Origin of the sequence: Pseudonocardia sp. CA-142604, assembly GCF_050948475.1 — a bacterium.
Taxonomy (GTDB): domain Bacteria; phylum Actinomycetota; class Actinomycetes; order Mycobacteriales; family Pseudonocardiaceae; genus Pseudonocardia; species Pseudonocardia alaniniphila.
On sequence record NZ_CP192045.1, the window covers coordinates 5,174,553 to 5,191,228 of the forward strand.

The following is a 16,676-nucleotide window of genomic DNA, read 5'->3' on the forward strand; positions in this document are numbered from 1 at the left end:
GGGTGTCAAGGGGGTCAACCCGGGAGAGATCCGGGCTGGTGCGGACGGTCCTTGTGTCCGGGCTCGGACGCTCCGCTACGCCGTGGAGACCCCCGGCCCGCAGAGCGCCGCCCCCTGGCGCAGGATCGTGCGGGCCATCTCCCGGTCGCGCCGGCCCAGCCCGCACGACGCGCCGATATCGGCCGGGCGACCGAGGGCCTCCTCGACTGCCGTCATGGTCGAGCGCAGCTCGTCGGCCGTGCGGCCCTCGTGCAGGAGCCCGGCGACGAACCGGGTGTCCGGGGGCAGGCGCAGCGCCGAGAGCCGCGCGTAGAACGCCGGGTCGAGCGGTGGGGGCTCGCCACCCGCGGCCAGGGGTGCGTGGACGAGCTCCAGACGGTGATCGGACGGCCAGCGGGCGGCCAGGGCGTTGAGCAGCGTGACGACGGGGCCGGTGTCGCGCAATCGGAACAATGCGGTGTGCTGCAGGTCACCCATGCACAGGTGCAGCCCGAAACGTGTGCCCTCCGGGGTGAGGCGCACCAGCGCGGCGACCGTGCGGGCGAGCCAGGCCGCGACGGCCGGGCGTACGGGGGCGGGACTCATCGCGACGAAGGCGAGCTCGGCGGGCATCTCGAGCTGGACGAGCACGTCGTCGCCTGCGTCCTCGCGGATCCGGCTGATCTCCCGGGCGATGGCTTCGGAGAAGGGCCGTCGGTAGAGGAGCGGACCTCGGGGGCCCATGGTGAACATGGACATGCCGAGACCGGTCGGCAGGCCGATCTGGAAGATCAGGTCCTTGCGGCCGTGCGCCTGACGGGCCGCGTCGAACACCGGTCGCGCCGCGGCGTACGTCTCCGGGTAGCCGAAGTGCAGGGAGTCGCCGCGGAGCCGGTGGCCGCGGCGGACCCGGAAGTTGAGGAGGCGGTCGTAGCCCGCGAAGTCGCCCTCTCGGCGGACCTCCAGATCGGGGTGCGTGCGCAGGCCTTCCATCACCGAGGCGATCCAGTTGCGTCGATCACCGGTCTCACCGTCGGGCAGCGTGGCAAGGTACGGCCCGGCCAGCTCCAGCATCTCGTTCATCGCGTCGGCCGTCGTGCCGGCCGGATAGCTTCCGACCATGTGCAGCGCACGGTTGATCATGAACCGAGCGTGAGTAATGGCAAAGACTTCGTCAAGTCACGCCATGGGGTGACCTATCCCAAGGTCAAGTGCGGGTTGCGGCCAGCAGCGCTGCCACGAGCCGGATGTCGGTGGCGTCCTGTTCGGGATGCCACTGCACACCCACCACGAACGGGCGCCCGTCGAGTTCCACGGCCTCGACGGTGCCGTCGCCCGCGCGGGCGGTGACGACCAGGCCGTCGGCGAGCCGGTCGAGGGCCTGGTGGTGGTGGCACTGCACCGCCACCGTGGTGCCGACCGCGGTGGCCACGCGACCACCGGGGACCAGGTCGACCATGGTGGTGGCGAACTTGCCGGGGGTGGGGTTGTGCCCGTTGTGCCCGACGGCATCGGGCAGGTGCTGGACGAGGGTGCCGCCGAGGGTGACGTTGAGCACCTGCAGGCCGCGGCAGACCCCGAGCACCGGGATCTCGCGCTCGAGCGCCCGTTGCAGCATCGCGATCTCGGCGGCGTCGCGCTCGGCCCGCGCGTCGCCGGTGCGGGGGTGGCGGTCCGCCCCGTACCGCTGCGGGTCGATGTCGGGGCCCCCGGACAGCACGAGTGCGTCGATCCGGTCGACGGCCGCGGCCGCCTCCGGGCGCGGTGGCAGGAGCACGGGGATCCCGCCCGCGGCGAGGACGATGTCGGGGTACGTGCTGGGAAGGAGCACGGTGTCGTGGTTCCACACCCCGTACGCCGCACGCTCCCCGTAGGTGGTGAGCCCGACGACGGGACGGTCAGGGCCGTAAGGATCAGAGCCGTTCGAAGCCACGCCTGCGCTCCCAGTCGGTGACGGCCGCGTCGAAGGCGGCCAACTCCACTCGTGCGGCGTTGGCGTAGTGATCGACAACTTCCTGGCCGAACGACGCGAGGGCCACTTTGGACCTGGCGAAGAGCTCGGCCGCTTCTCGCAGCGTACCGGGCACGCGCGGGGCATCGGAGGTGTAGGCGTTGCCGACGAGCTCCGGCTCGAGCGGCAGCTCGTTCTCGATGCCGTGCAGCCCTGCGGCGATCACGGCGGCGACGCCCAGGTAGGGGTTCATGTCACCGCCAGGCACGCGGTTCTCCACCCGTAGCGACGGGCCGTGCCCGACGACGCGGAGCGCGCAGGTGCGGTTGTCCACACCCCACGCGACGGCCGTGGGCGCGAAGGAGCCGTCGGCGTAGCGCTTGTAGGAGTTGATGTTGGGTGCGAACAGGTAGGTGAGCTCGCGCAGACATGCCTGCTGCCCGGCGATGAACTGCGCGAACAGCGGGGAGAAGCCGTGCTCCTCACCGGGCGTAGCGCCAGCGGAGCCCGCATCGGCACTGCCGGCGAAGACCGGTCCGTCCTGCCCACGCAGTGAGATGTGGATGTGGCAGGAGTTGCCCTCCCGCTCGTCGTACTTCGCCATGAAGGTGAGCGCCATGCCCGCCTGGTCGGCGATCTCCTTGGCGCCCGTCTTGTAGATCGAGTGGTTGTCGCAGGTGGTGAGCGCGTCGGCGTAGCGGAAGGCGATCTCGTGCTGGCCGAGGTTGCATTCGCCCTTCGCCGACTCGACGACCATGCCTGCGCCGGCCATCCCGTTGCGGATCCGGCGCAGCAGCGGCTCCACGCGTGCCGTGCCGAGCATCGAGTAGTCGACGTTGTACTGGTTCGCCGGCTCGAGCTGCTGGTAGCCCTTGCGCCACGCCGTGTCGAACGAGTCGGCGAAGAGCATGAACTCCAGCTCGGTGCCCACGTCGGCGTACAGGCCGCGCTCGGCGAGCCGCTCCAACTGGGCACGCAGGATCTGCCGCGGTGACGCGACGACGGGCGATCCGTCGGCCCACTGGGCGTCGCAGAGCACGAGCGCCGTGGCCTCGTGCCACGGGACCTGCCGCAGCGTCGTGAGGTCGGGCTTCAGCACGAAGTCGCCGTAACCGCGCTCCCAGCTCGACATCGCGTAGCCGGCGACGGTGTTCATCTCGACGTCGACGGCCAGCAGGTAGTTGCAGGCCTCCGCCGCGTGCGGGACGACCTCGCCCAGGAAATACGTGGCCGCGCAGCGCTTGCCCTGCAGCCGGCCCTGCATGTCGGTGAACGCCACGAGCACGGTGTCGATCGACCCGTCGTCGACGGCGACGCGCAGCTGGTCGAGGGTGAGCATGCCGCGTGGTCTCATGTGATCGAGGATCTCACGGTGTTTCGGTCTCCAGCTCCCGTTTGTTGATCGGAAGCCCGTCCTCGGTGCCCACTTCGCGCACCGGTCCGGTGAACCAGCGGCGCGCCGAGAGCAGGTACCAGCCGCCGAACAGGATCAGCGCCCCGCCCACGGTGAGCGGCGCGTAGTTGACCACGTTCCAGTCGAAGTCGGCGGCTCCCGGAATGCCCTTGGGGGAGACCGGCATCAGGAACAGCAGGCACACGATGGCGATCCAGGCGACCGCGACCGGCGCGATCCACCGGTAGTGGTGGCCGAGGCTCCACGCCCCGCCCTCGAACCGGGCGCCTGCCCGGATCCGCAGGATGATCGGCAGCGCGAACGCGATGTAGAGCCCGATCACCGCGATGGACGTGCCGACGAGGTAGCCGACCACACCGTTGGCGAGCGTCGGCAGCATCAGCGCCCAGCTCAGCACGGCGATCGCGATCACCGCGTTCACCGGCACGCGGTTCGCCGCGACCTTGCGCCACACCCGCGAGCCGGGCACGGCGCCGTCACGGGAGAAGGCGAACATCATCCGCGACGCCGAGGTCACCGAGGCCGTGCCGCAGAAGAACTGTCCGACCACGGCGATGAGCAGCAGGAACTCCGCCCAGGCCGTACCGAGTGACTCGGTCCAGATGTAGACCACCGCGTTGCCCAGAGCGTCGAGCGTGCCCTGCACGTCGGGCACGGCGAACGTCACGGCGACCAGGAGCACGAACCCGAAGAGCACCGACACGGCGACCGACATGACCATGCCCCACGCCGCGGCCCGCGACGCGAGGCGTGTCTCCTCGCTCATGTGGGCGGAGGCGTCGTACCCGGTGATCGTGTACTGCGCCATGAGCAGGCCGATGCCGAACACGAACCAGAATCCGACGTCGCCGAACCCGTTGCCGGCGAACCCGGAGTTGTTGATCGTCTCCCCGAAGACGAAGGCAGCGGACTGGTGGTTGTCCGGGATGACGATCAGCACGGCGACGATGACGACCACGCCGATCATGTGCCACCAGGCGGAGACCGTGTTGAGCCGCGCGAGCAGGTTGACGTTGAGCAGGTTGAGCGCGAGGTGCAGCGCGACGATCACGGAGTAGACCACGAAGACCGTGCCGGTGTCGGTGCCGACGACGGTGGGGAACCAGAGGTTGAGCAGCGCCGTCGTGAAGATCGCGGCGCCGTAGTCGATCGCGGCGGTCACCGCGATCTGCCCGACCAGGTTGAACCAGCCGGTGAACCAGCCCCACGCCGGGCCGCCGAGCTTCGACGCCCAGAAGTACAGCGCGCCTGCGGTCGGCATCGCCGAGGCGATCTCACCCATGGCCATCGCCACCAGCACACAGAAGCCGCCGACGAGGAGCCAGCCCCACGTGATCGCGACGGGCCCACCGTTGTTGAACGCGATGTAGTACGAGGTCAGGCAGCCTGCGAGGATCGAGATGATCGTGAACGAGATCGCGAAGTTGGAGAACCCGCCCATCTCGCGGTAGAGCACCTGCACGTAGCCGAGACGATGCAGGGTGGCCTCGTCGTCCTTGTCCGCGTTGTTCCTGTCGTCGGTCCGGTCGTTCGTGGGCATGCGACCTCCAGGAATCGCGGATCTCAGTCGGGTAGGCGCGCGGCCACGAGCAGGTGCTCGAGGTCGGGTCCGTCGAACTCCCGGACGGCACGGTCGTACTTCTCCATGCCCCAGGACCAGAAGTCGAAGTCCAGCGGGCTGGAGCCGTGCTGGATCGAGGCCCACAGCATCCAGCCGTACTTCGCCATCAGCGCGAACAGCCGGGCCCGTGCGACCTGCCGGGGAGAGGGCCGCCCGTGGTAGGCGGCGACGAGCACGCTCAGCAGCGGGAGCGGCAGCGCGGCCTCGCTCCAGATGTTGCCCAGCTCGAAGGCCGGGTCGTTGTTGCCGGAGTACTCGAAGTCGATGATCCGCACCTGCCTTCCACCGCTCCCGTCGGGGCAGAGGAGGAGGTTGGCGGCGAGCAGGTCGTTGTTGCACGGCACCGTGACCCGGGGGCCGAGCGCCGCCTGGATCCGCGGCACCAGCGGGGCGAACTCGTCGTAACGAGGGGGTAGCCGAAAGCCGTGGTCGGCGACGATGCGCCGGTAGCGAGCCTGGACGTCGAACATGTCGAAGTCGCCCGCGAATCGCGGCCCGGAGTGCAGCCGGCGACAGGCTGCCGCGACGAGGCGCAGGATCTCGCGGTCGTGCAGATCCTCGTCGGTGAGCGCGCGGCCGGGCAGGTACCCGACGGTCAGGCCGGTGCCGGGGCGATAGTGCAGGACGGGTGCACCAACTCCTGCTTCCGCGGCGGCGACCGAGTTGGCGTACTCGTTCTCGCGGTCGATGCCCAGCAGCCCACCGCCCTCCTGCATGGGGATGCGCACCACACAGGACCCCTCGGGGTTGGTGACCTTGAGATTGCGGTTGGTGAGGCCGCCGGGAAGCTCCTCGACCGTGCGGGGGCGGCGCGCCGTGCAGGGGATGGAGTCGAGCAGTGCGTCGGTGGCGGGATCGACCGCCATGGTCCGCACCTGCATCGGTGGATGGTAGGGCTCGCGCCGGGAACGGTCTAGACCGTAAGGTCGCGCTCATGGCGCAAGCGCTCCCCGGCCGAGCCCGTGTCGTGGTGATCGGTGGGGGAGTGGGCGGCGCGAGCGTGGCCTTCCATCTCGTCGAGCGCGGCGAGCGGGACGTCCTCCTCCTGGAGCGCGCGGAGCTCACCAGCGGATCCACGTTCCACTCGGCGGGGCTGGTCGGCCAGCTGCGCTCCGATCCGGCGCTCACCACCATGAACGGCTGGTCGGTCGAGCTCTATCGCAGGCTGCAGGAGACGGAGCACGCCCCGGGCTGGGTGGAGTCCGGCTCGCTGCGGCTCGCGTCCTCGCCCACCCGTCTGGAGGAGATCCGCAGGCAGGCGGGCTGGGCACAGCGCTCCGGCCTGCCGCTCGAACTGATCTCCGCCGCCGAGGCGGCCGACCTGTTCCCGCTGATGTCGGCTCAGGGCGTGCTCGGGGCCGCCTACACGCCGACCGACGGCCAGGTCGACCCGGCTCGGCTCTGCTACGCCCTCGCGGCCCTCGCGCGGGCCGGGGGAGCGACGATCGTCCAGCAGACGCGGGTGGTCGGCATCGACACGGCGGACGGGCGGGTGACGCGCGTCCGGACCGACCGTGGGGACGTCGAGTGCGAGGTGGTGGTCGACTGCGGCGGCATGTTCGCCGCCGAGATCGCGCGCCTGGTGGACGTCAGGGTCCCGGTGGTGCCGATGTCACACCAGTACGTCGTCACGGCGCCGCTCCCGCCCGGCTCGCTGCCCGATCATCCGCTGCCGTCGCTGCGCGACCCCGACCTGCTCGTCTACTACCGCCAGGAGATCGACGGGCTGGTGATGGGCGGCTACGAGCGCCGGAGCGCGCCGTGGACGGCCACAGCCCGCCGCCTCGATGCGGTCCCGCCGGACTTCAACGGCAAGCTGCTCCCACCGGACTGGGACCGGTTCGAGGAGATCATCACCAACTCCCAGATCCGCGTCCCGGTGCTCACCGACACCGGCGTGGCGTCGATGATCAACGGACCGGAGGCGTTCACCCCGGACAACGAGTTCTGCCTCGGGGAGACCGAGGTCGCGGGGTTCTTCGTCGCGGCCGGGTTCTGCGCGCACGGGATCGCTGGTGCGGGGGGCGTCGGGCGCGTGATGGCGGCGTGGATCCTCGACGGCGACCCCGGCCTCGACCTGTGGCACATGGACGTGCGCCGCTTCGGCCACCGGCACTACCGCTCACCCGGATACACCCTCGCCCGTGTGCGGGAGAACTACGAGAGCTACTACGACATCCGTTATCCGGCCGCGGAACGCACGGCGGGGCGCCCGCTGCGCACATCGCCCGCGTATCCGTGGCACGCGGCGCACGGCGCGGTGTTCGGGGAGAAGGCCGGCTGGGAGCGGGTGAACCACTACTCCGAACCCGGTTCCGAGGAGCTGCGACCACGCGGATGGGCCGGCCGGCACTGGTCGCCCTGCGTCGAGACCGAGCACGTCGCCGTGCGGGAGGCCGTCGGCCTGTTCGACGAGAGCTCGTTCTCGAAGATCGAGGTCTCCGGTCCGGACGCCGCCGCGTTCTGCCGTCACGTCTTCGCCGGTCGCACCGACCGCGCACCCGGCGCCGTCGTCTACACGCAGGCCCTCAACGACCGCGGCGGCATCGAGATGGACGTGACCGTCACCAGGGCAGGCCCCGAGGAGTTCCTCGTGGTCACGGGCACGGCGTTCGGACCGCACGACCTCGGATGGCTGCGCCGCCAGGCCCGGGCGACCGGTTCTCGGGTGCGCCTCGCCGACGTGACCGGCGCCTGGGTGTGCTTCGGGCTATGGGGGCCGCGCGCCCGTGACGTGCTTGCGCCGCTCACGCCTGCGTCCCTCTCGAACGCCGACTTCCCCTACCCGTCCATGCGCGAGACGACGGTCGGGGACGTCCCGGTGCGCGCGCTGCGTGTCACGTTCGTCGGTGAGCTGGGCTTCGAGCTCTACTGCTCCACCGAGTACGGCGCCGCGCTCTGGCACACGCTCGTCGAGGCCGGTGCTCCCCACGGCTTGAGACCGGCTGGGTACCGGGCGATCGAGAGCCTTCGCCTGGAGAAGGGATACCGGGTGTGGGGTGCCGACATCGGACCCGACACCACCCCGGACGAGGCCGGTCTGAGCTTCGCCGTCCGCCGCAGTGACGGTGATGGCGAGTTCGTCGGGCGCGGGGCACTGCTGGCCGGCCGGGCGCGAGGGGTCACCCGGAGACTGCAGTGCCTCGTGCTCGATGACCCCCGCATGGTCGCGCTGGGCGGGGAGCCGGTCCGGATCGGGGACGAGGTCGTGAGCCGGGTGACCTCCGGCGGATACGGCTACACAGTCGCGCGCTCCATCGCCTATGCCTACCTGCCCGCAGGCGCCGCGGAGGAGACGCCGGTGGCGGTGCAGGTCGACGGCACGTGGGTGGACGCCACGGTGGCGGCGCCGATCCTCTACGACCCGAAGGGCGAGCGCATCCGCGCCGACGGCTGACCGCCGGGGTGTCTCCGATCACGGGGCTGCGTGGGACCGGCCAGAATGGTGGCCCAAGAATGGCGGCCCAAGAATGGCGGCGGAGCCACGACATGGAGGTACAGACGATGGCGGGTCCCCGCACCGTGACGTTGCCGTCGGGCGAGGAGGTGCCTGCGCTCGGCCAGGGCACCTGGTACCTCGGTGATGACCCCCGACGGCGTTCCGACGAGGTCGCGGCGCTGCGCCTGGGCCTCGACCTCGGCATGACCGTCATCGACACGGCCGAGATGTACGGCGACGGTGCGGCGGAGGAACTCGTCGGCGAGGCGTTCGCCGGTCGCCGCGACGAGGTGTTCATCGTCGACAAGGTGCTGCCCCACCACGCCACCCGCGCCGGCACCGTGCAGGCGTGCCGGGAGAGCCTGCGCCGCCTCGGCACCGACCGGATCGACCTGTACCTGCTGCATTGGCGCGGCCGCGTGCCCTTCGCCGAGACGATCGCCGGGTTCACCGACCTGCTCGACGCCGGCGCCATCCGGAGCTGGGGAGTGAGCAACCTCGACCAGGACGAGATGGCGCAGCTGTACGACCTGTCCGGGGGTGCGGCGGTGGCCACCGACCAGATCCTCTACAACCTCACCCGCCGCGGCCCCGAGTACGACCTGCTCCCGTGGTGCGCCGAGCACGGCGTCCCGGTGATGGCCTACTCACCGATCGAGCAGGGCAGGCTGCTCGGCGATCCGGCACTGGGTGAGGTAGCCCGCCGGCACGGCGCGACACCCGCCCAGATCGCGCTGGCGTGGGCGTTGCGCCGGCCGGGCACGATCGCGATCCCGCGCTCCGGCAACCCGGAGCACGTCCGGGAGAACGCGGCGGCCCGCGACATCACACTCACCGGCGACGACCTCGCGGTGCTGGACGCCGCGTTCCCGCCGCCACGCCGGCCTGAGCCACTCGAGGTGCTCTGACCCCGGAGCAGGGTCGGTGATCCCGGCTCAGCCCGCGAGGGTCTGCAGCACCTGCTCGCCGTACTTGGCGAGCTTGTTCTCCCCGATCCCGCTGATCGTGCCCAGCTCGGCGGTGGTGGAGGGCATGCGCGTGGCGATCTCCCGCAGCGTGGCGTCGTGGAAGATCACGTAGGCGGGCACGCCCTGCTCCTTCGCCGTGGCCCCGCGCCAGGCTCGCAGCCGCTCGAACACCGGTGCCGCGGCGGCGGGCAGCTCCGCCTGCGGCGTACGCGCCGAGCGGGAACGCCCCTGTGCCTGGCGTTTCGGATCGCGCCGCATCATCACCTGCCGCTCGCCGCGCAGCACGCCGCGACTGGCCTCGGTGAGCACGAACGTCTGGTAGTTGCCCTCCACCGCCAAGAGACCTTGTGCCATGAGCTGGCGGACGACTCCACGCCACTCGCCCTCGCTCAGCTCGGTGCCCACCCCGAACACGGTGAGCGAGTGGTGGTCGAACTGCTCGACCTTCGCCGTGCGCTTGCCGAGCAGGATGTCGATGATCTGCCCGGCTCCGAACTTCTGGCGCCGCTCGCGGTCGAGCCGGAACACGGTGGAGAGCACCTTCTGCGCGGCGACCGTGCCGTCCCACGACTCGGGCGGGACGAGGCACGTGTCGCAGTTGCCGCACGGCGTGCCCTGCTGCCCGAAGTAGTTCAGCAGCTGCACCCGGCGGCACTCGACGGTCTCGCAGAGCGCGAGCATCGCGTCGAGGTGCTGGGAGAGCCGGCGGCGGTGGGCGAGGTCGCCGTCGGAGTCGTCGATCATCTTGCGTTGCTGGACGACGTCGGCGAGCCCATAGGCGAGCCATGCCGTGGACGGGAGGCCGTCCCGCCCCGCGCGGCCGGTCTCCTGGTAGTAGCCCTCCACGGACTTGGGCAGGTCGAGGTGGGCGACGAACCGCACGTCGGGCTTGTCGATGCCCATGCCGAACGCGATGGTGGCGACCATGATCACGCCGTCCTCGCGCAGGAACCGGGACTGGTTGGCCGCGCGTGTGCCGGCGTCGAGCCCGGCGTGGTACGGCAGCGCCGTGAGGCCCTGCGCCGCGAGGAACTCCGCGGTCTTCTCCACCGAGTTGCGCGAGAGGCAGTAGACGATGCCGGCGTCGCCGGGATGCTCGGTGCGCAGGAGCTGGAGCAGCTGGCGGCGCGGCTCGTCCTTCGGCGCGATCCGGTACTGGATGTTGGGCCGGTCGAAGCTCGCGACGAAATGCCGAGCGTCGTCCAGGCCCAGGCGGGTGGCGATCTCGGCGTGGGTGGCCTTGGTTGCGGTGGCCGTGAGCGCGATGCGGGGCACGTCGGGCCAGCGTTCGTGCAGCTGGGAGAGCGCGAGGTAGTCGGGGCGGAAGTCGTGGCCCCACTGGGACACGCAGTGCGCCTCGTCGATGGCGAACAGCGCGATCCTTCCGCGGCCGAGCAGGCGCAAGGTGGACTCCACACGCAGCCGCTCGGGGGCGAGGTAGAGCAGGTCCAGCTCGCCGGCGAGGAACGCGGTCTCGACCGCCCGCCGTTCGTCGGGGCCCTGTGTGGAGTTGAGGAAGCCCGCACGGACACCGAGCGCGAGCAGGGCGTCGACCTGATCCTGCATCAGCGCGATCAGCGGCGAGACGACGACGCCGACACCCTCGCGGACCAGCGCGGGGATCTGGTAGCACAGCGACTTGCCACCGCCCGTGGGCATGAGCACGAGGGCGTCGCCGCCGCCGCACACGTGCTCGATGATCTCCTGCTGGTTCCCGCGGAACGTGTCGTAGCCGAAGATCCGGTGGAGCACCTCGTGCGCGTCGGCCGTCCGGGGGAGCGTCACCCCGTGATCGTAGGCGCCGCCTGGGCCCCCTCGTCGGCGAACCGTCAGTCCTGGCGGCTGCGCACGTCCGTGCGCACCATCAACCGCACCCGGTCGGCACGGTAGACGTCACGGGCGAACTCGACGGGCAACCCGGCCACCGACTGCGCGACGCGCTCCACGCTCATGAGGGCGGTGCCGCGTGGCACCCCGAGTGCCGCGGCGTCGGCCGCGTCAGCGCTGACCGACTCCAGGTACTCCACCGCGGTGTGCGGAGCGAGCCCGAAGTGGTCGGCGAGCAGGTCGTAGATCGAGCCGGTGAGCGGGTGGTCGAGCAGGTCGGCGAGGTGCTCGGCGGGCAGCCAGGACCGTTCCAGTGCGAGTGGCGTGCCGTCCGCCGAACGCACCCGCACGAGCTCGTGGACGGCCGCGCCCACCGGGATGCGCAAGGCCGCCGCCACCTCCTGGTCGGCGACGATCGTGCGTGCCGACAGCACCTCGGCGCCGGCCCGCCGGTGCGCCCTTCGCATTTGTTCGGTGAACCCCGCGAGCCCTGTGAGGTCGCAGTCGATCTTCGGTTCGGCGACGAACGCCCCGCCCGTCCGGCCCGGCAGGCGGATGAGCACTCCACGGCGGGCGAGCCCGTCCAAGGCCTGGCGCAGCGTCATGCGGCTCACCCGCAGCGCCGCGGCCAGGGCCCGCTCGCCGGGCAGGCGGTCGCCGGTGGCGATCTGGCCGTGCGTGATCTCGTTCATGAGCCACTGCTCGATCTGGGTGTGCACCGGCAGCCCGTGCCGGCGGTCCAGCGTGGGTGCGCGATCGAGCAGCTCAGTCGACACGTATACAGCGTAGGCGTGCCTGGTCAGGCACTGATGGATCTTCGCCCGGCGGTCGGGCCCGGCGGCCGGGTGGCGGGCGCTGCTACTCGGCCGACCTGCCGTGCCGTCGCGGGGTGGTCGCGAGGGCCGGCATCCCGAACGTCACCGAGGCGCCGTCGCTGAACGCAACGTGGTCGGGCGGGCGCCGGGCGAGCGCACCGAGGCCCACCGCGGCGAGCAGGCCGTCGTCGAGCTCCAGCACCTGCGCCGTCCGCAACGGCCAGGCCTCGTGGGCGTTCGGCAGGTACCAGGTGCGGCCGAGATGGGCGACGTGCAGCCCCCAGCGTGCGGTGAGGAAGCGTTCCAGCGGGCCGTCGACGGTCTCGGCACCGGCCCGCACGATGATCCGGCTGCGCGCCGCGCCCTGCCACTGTGTGCGTGTCGCGTAGCCGCGGATGTCGCCGTCGGCGACGAACCGCATCCACGCCCACCGGTAGGGCAGCCCGAAGACCGAGCGGGCGGCAGCCACCGCGACCGCCCGCTCGGCGTCGAGGCTGAGGAACACCACCCCGCGCCGCCCCGTGGCGTCCACGGAGTACAGGCGCACGTTGGTCTCCAGGAACGAGCCGACCCAGGGGATGGCCGGCCCGTGGGCGAAACCGGTGCCGGACATGCGGAACGGCACGAGCCCGACGTAGGTCTGCCCGTCGAGGACGTCGGGCTCGACGCCGGGCGGGAGGAACCGGGTGACCTCGTCGGGCCGGACCGCCCAGTGCAGGAACGTGACGTCGCGCCAGCGCTGCCGCAGCAGGTGCGGCCGGGGCAGCGCCGGCGCGTCGACGGAGACCGGTTCGGGCGTGGCGGGCGGGCGCACCCGTCCATCCTGTGCCCGGGCCCGCACTCAGGCGACCGACGCGCGCCATGCCTCGTGCAGGTCGGCGAACTCACCCCCGCCGCGGAGCAGTTCCTCCGGCGTCCCGTCCTGCACGACCTTGCCGTCGGCCACCACGAGCACGCGGTCGGCGATCAGCACCGTCGAGAGCCGGTGGGCGATGATCATCGACGTTCGCCCGGCGAGCACGGTCTCCAGCGCGGCCTGCACCGCCTGTTCCGAGGGGATGTCGAGCGACGAGGTGGCCTCGTCCAGGAGCACCACCGCCGGATCGGCCAGCACCACCCTGGCGAGCGAGACGAGCTGGCGTTGCCCCGCCGAGAGGCGGCCTCCGCGTTTGCGCACGTCGGTGTCGAACCCGTCGGGCAGCGCTTCGATGAACTCCCGTGCACCCACCGCGTCGGCGGCGGCCACGATCTCGTTGCGCCTGAGCGACCCGACATCCCCTGACCGGCCCATCGCGATGTTGTCCGCCACCGAACCGGCGAACAGGAACGCCTCCTGCGTGATCATCACCATTGCGGAGCGCAGTGCCTCGTCGGTGACGTCGCGCAGATCCACCCCGTCGAGGCGGACCGCGCCCGAGACCGGGTCGTAGAACCGCGCCGCGAGCTTGGCCAGCGTCGACTTGCCCGCGCCGGTGGCCCCGACGAGCGCGACCGTCTGCCCGGCCGGGATGTGCAGCGAGAACTCCGGCAGCACCGTGCGCTCGGCGGCCCTGCGGTAGGCGAAGCTGACGCCGTCGAACTCGAGCTCTCCGCGCACGGGGAACGGCAACGGCACCGGACGGACCGGCTCGGGCACGCTCGCCGGTGTGTCGAGGACGGAGGCGATCTTCTCCAGCGCGGCGGCAGCCGACTGGTAGCTGTTGAAGAACTGCGCCAGGTCGTCCATGGGGTCATACAGCCGGCGCAGGTACAGCAGGAACGCCGTGAGGGCGCCCAGGGCCAGCGTGCCGTCCAGCACCCGCAGGCCGCCGATCAGCAGGATGAGCGCCAGCGTGGCGTTGCCGACGAGGCGGACCCCCGCGATGTACCACGCCACCGTGAGGAACGCCGCGGTGTTGGCATCCCGGTGGGCGGTGGTGAGCCCGTCCATGATCTCGTCGTTGCGCCGCTCGCGGCGGAACGCCTGCACGGCGCGTATGCCGTTCATCGACTCGACGAAGTGCACGATCAGCCGGGCCACCGTGCTGCGGGTGCGCCGGTAGCTCGCCCGCGAACTGCGCTGGAACCAGCGGGTGAGCACCAGCAGCGGCACGAAGCCGCACAGCACGACCGCGGCGAGCGCCGGGTCGAGCCACACGAGCAGCACCGTGATGCCGACCAGCGAGAGCACGGCCCCGAACAGGCCTTCGAACCCCTTCTCCAGCAGGTCGGTGAGCGAGTCCATGTCGCTGGTCAGGCGCGAGATCAGCCGGCCCGAGGTGTAGGACTCGTGGAAGTCGAGCGACAGCCGCTGCCCGTGGGCGAACACGCGGCGGCGCAGGTCGAGCAGCAGATCCTGCCCGACCCGGCCGGACAGCAGCGTGAACGCCGAGCGCAGGGCCGCGCCGGCGATCCCGGTGGCCGCGTACCCGGCGATGGACCAGGCCAGCGGGCCGGGGCGCCCGGCGAGGGCAGCGGGCACGCCCTGGTCGATCGCGGTGGCCACGAGGAGCGGCCCGGCGAGCATCGCCAGGTTCTCGGCGACGAGCAGCACCGCCGCGAGCACCACGGCGCGCCGGTGCGGACGCAGCAGTTCCCCGACGAGCAGGCGGGCGCGGCGCTGCATCCGCAGCCCGGTGGTCCGGTCGATCTCGTCGGCTTCGTCGTCCTCGGCGGCGATACCGCGCCAGGTCTCGACGTCGGCTCCCGGGCCCGTCTCGGGCTCCGGGCCCGTCTCCGTGCCCTTGCCGGCCACGGTCTCCGTGCCGGTGTCGGTACTCATGCGCCCACCTCCTCTCGTTCGTCGGTCAGGTCGTCCAGCGCGCTCGTCAGCAGCCGCCGGTACTCCGCGTTCGTGGCCAGCAGTTCGCTGTGCGTGCCGACGGCCACGATCCGGCCGTCGACGAGTAGCGCGACCCGGTCGGCGAGCTGCACGGTGGACGACCGGTGCGCCACGACCAGCGCCGTCACCCCTCCCAGCACCCGCCGGAGCGCGGCCTCCACCTCTGCCTCGGTGTGCACGTCCAGCGCGGAGAGCGGGTCGTCCAGCACCAGGACGGGCGGGCGCCCGATCACCGCCCTGGCCAGGGCGAGCCGCTGGCGCTGCCCGCCCGAGAGCGACATACCCTGCTCGCCGATCCGGGTGTCGAGGCCCCACGGCAGCGCGGCGACGAAACCGTCGGCGCTCGCCACGCGCAGGGCCTCCCACACCTGTTCGTCCGACGCGGACGGGAGTCCGAGCGCCACGTTCTCCCGCACGCTGGCCGAGATCAGCACCGGGTCCTCGAAAGCGGTGGCCACAGCGGTGCGCAGGTCGGCCAGCCGCAGGTCACGGACGTCGATGCCATCGATCAGCACCGCGCCGCCGGTGACGTCGTAGAGCCGGGCCACCAGCGCCGTCAGTGTCGTCTTGCCCGACCCGGTGGCGCCGACCAGTGCCATCGTCTCCCCGGGGCGCAGGGCCAGGTCGACGCCGTGCAGGACGTCTCCGCGCCCACCGGGGTAGGCGAAGGAGACATCACGCAGGACGAGCTCGCCCCGCACCGGGTTCGGCGCGGGCACCGGGTCGGGCGGGTCGGTGATCGCCGGGACGACGTCGCGGACCTCCCAGTACCGCCGGGTGGCGGCCGCGGCGTTGCTCGCCTCGGCGAGCAGCCAGCCGATCGAGGCGATCGGCCAGTACAGGTAGGTCATGACGGTGACCGCGGCCACGAGGGTGCCGAGCGTCAGCGTGCCCTGCGCGACCCCGTAGGCCCCCAGCCCCAGGATCAACGCGATCGCCGCCTCGGGCAGCGTCACCAGTACGGCCCACAGCGCAGCGAGCAACCGCACCTTCAGCAGTTCGGTGCCGCGCAGCCCCCGCGCGTCCGTGACGAACCGCGCGGTGAGCCTGCGTCCGCGGCCGAGCGACTTGAGCACGCGGATGCCCAGCGCCGACTCCTCGATCACCGTGGCGAGGTCCCCCGCCTGGTCCTGTGCACGCCGGGCGGCGACCGAGTAGCGGCGCTCCAGCATGAGGGTGAGCACCACGAGCGGCACCGCGATGACGCCGATGACCAGGCCCAGCGTGGGGGAGAGCCAGGCGAGCACCGCCACCCCCGCCACCATGGTCAGCACGTTGACCACGAGGAAGATCCCCGAGAACGCGACGAACCAGCGAATCGTGTTGAGGTCGGACGTCGCGCGGGAGAGCAGCTGCCCCGACGGCCACTGATCGTGGAACGCCACGGGCAGGCGTTGCAGGTGGGCGAACAGGTCGGCCCGCAGGTCGGCCTCGATGCGGGTGCTGGGGCGGGCGACGAGACGGCGCCGCAGCAACATCAAGCCGGCTTCGAGCAGCCCGAACGCGAACACACCTGCGACCAGCCACGGCAGCGCCGACAGCTCGGAGCGGGCGATCGGACCGTCGACGATGGCGCGTGTGATGAGGGGGATGGCCAGCCCGGCGAGGCTGCCGGCCAGCGCCGCGAGGGCGCCGCCGACCAGGGCATATCGATGGGGGTGGACGTACGGGGCGAGGCGGCGCAGGGTACCGAGGGTGGCCCGGTCGGGCTGCTGGGATTCGTCGCTCATGGCGCCGATGACGGTAGGTACTTCCGGCGAACGACGCATGCGAGTTCTTTCATGCCGGAACCGTGCGACCTCGACGCGAGTAGAGGTCAATGGCCGGGCTGTAGCACTCTT

Annotated in this window: 12 protein-coding genes; 2 read left to right on the plus strand and 10 right to left on the minus strand. The window is 71.6% G+C overall.

Annotated features, from left to right (window positions below; all coding sequences use genetic code 11):
• Positions 1-75: 75 nt before the first annotated feature.
• From ACQPZQ_RS23385 to ACQPZQ_RS23405, 5 genes are all read right to left on the minus strand, one after another.
• Entirely contained in the window at positions 76-1,122 is a 1,047-nt protein-coding gene (locus ACQPZQ_RS23385) for a hypothetical protein (protein ID WP_433284006.1), read from the minus strand.
• Between the two features lie 64 nt (positions 1,123-1,186).
• Positions 1,187-1,912 (minus strand): gamma-glutamyl-gamma-aminobutyrate hydrolase family protein, encoded by a 726-nt coding sequence (locus tag ACQPZQ_RS23390; protein WP_433284007.1) that lies wholly within the window; start codon positions 1,910-1,912, stop codon positions 1,187-1,189.
• A complete protein-coding gene (locus ACQPZQ_RS23395) occupies positions 1,893-3,284 on the minus strand; it encodes a glutamine synthetase family protein (protein ID WP_433284009.1) in 1,392 nt (463 codons plus the stop codon). The genes ACQPZQ_RS23390 and ACQPZQ_RS23395 overlap by 20 nt, the downstream gene beginning before the upstream one ends.
• A 13-nt stretch (positions 3,285-3,297) precedes the next feature.
• On the minus strand, positions 3,298-4,884 hold the full coding sequence (locus ACQPZQ_RS23400) for an amino acid permease (protein WP_433284011.1): 1,587 nt from the start codon (positions 4,882-4,884) through the stop codon (positions 3,298-3,300).
• A gap of 23 nt (positions 4,885-4,907) precedes the next feature.
• Entirely contained in the window at positions 4,908-5,846 is a 939-nt protein-coding gene (locus tag ACQPZQ_RS23405) for a choline kinase family protein (protein WP_433284013.1), read from the minus strand.
• Between the two features lie 53 nt (positions 5,847-5,899).
• On the opposite strand from ACQPZQ_RS23405, the gene ACQPZQ_RS23410 reads away from it, so the two are divergent.
• Both ACQPZQ_RS23410 and ACQPZQ_RS23415 read left to right on the plus strand, forming a co-directional pair.
• On the plus strand, positions 5,900-8,362 hold the full coding sequence (locus tag ACQPZQ_RS23410; RefSeq protein WP_433284015.1) for a GcvT family protein: 2,463 nt from the start codon (positions 5,900-5,902) through the stop codon (positions 8,360-8,362).
• Between the two features lie 92 nt (positions 8,363-8,454).
• Positions 8,455-9,312, plus strand: coding sequence for an aldo/keto reductase (locus ACQPZQ_RS23415; protein WP_433284017.1), 858 nt, complete (start codon positions 8,455-8,457; stop codon positions 9,310-9,312).
• A 27-nt stretch (positions 9,313-9,339) separates the two neighbouring features.
• Here the strand turns inward: ACQPZQ_RS23415 and recQ are convergent, their stop codons facing one another.
• The 5 genes from recQ to ACQPZQ_RS23440 form a co-directional block, all read right to left on the minus strand.
• The gene (gene recQ / locus ACQPZQ_RS23420) at positions 9,340-11,157 is read right to left on the minus strand and encodes a DNA helicase RecQ (RefSeq protein ID WP_433284018.1); all 1,818 of its coding nucleotides are present in this window, start codon (positions 11,155-11,157) and stop codon (positions 9,340-9,342) included.
• A 44-nt stretch (positions 11,158-11,201) separates the two neighbouring features.
• Complete coding sequence (locus tag ACQPZQ_RS23425; RefSeq protein WP_433284020.1) at positions 11,202-11,975, minus strand: GntR family transcriptional regulator; 774 nt, start codon at positions 11,973-11,975, stop codon at positions 11,202-11,204.
• An 82-nt stretch (positions 11,976-12,057) separates the two neighbouring features.
• Positions 12,058-12,828 (minus strand): YqjF family protein, encoded by a 771-nt coding sequence (locus ACQPZQ_RS23430; RefSeq protein ID WP_433284022.1) that lies wholly within the window; start codon positions 12,826-12,828, stop codon positions 12,058-12,060.
• A gap of 27 nt (positions 12,829-12,855) precedes the next feature.
• Positions 12,856-14,775: an ABC transporter ATP-binding protein gene (locus ACQPZQ_RS23435; RefSeq protein WP_433284024.1), complete on the minus strand. Its 1,920-nt coding sequence runs from the start codon at positions 14,773-14,775 to the stop codon at positions 12,856-12,858.
• Positions 14,772-16,565 (minus strand): ABC transporter ATP-binding protein, encoded by a 1,794-nt coding sequence (locus ACQPZQ_RS23440; protein WP_433284026.1) that lies wholly within the window; start codon positions 16,563-16,565, stop codon positions 14,772-14,774. Before ACQPZQ_RS23440 ends, ACQPZQ_RS23435 begins: the two co-directional genes overlap by 4 nt.
• Positions 16,566-16,676 lie beyond the last annotated feature (111 nt).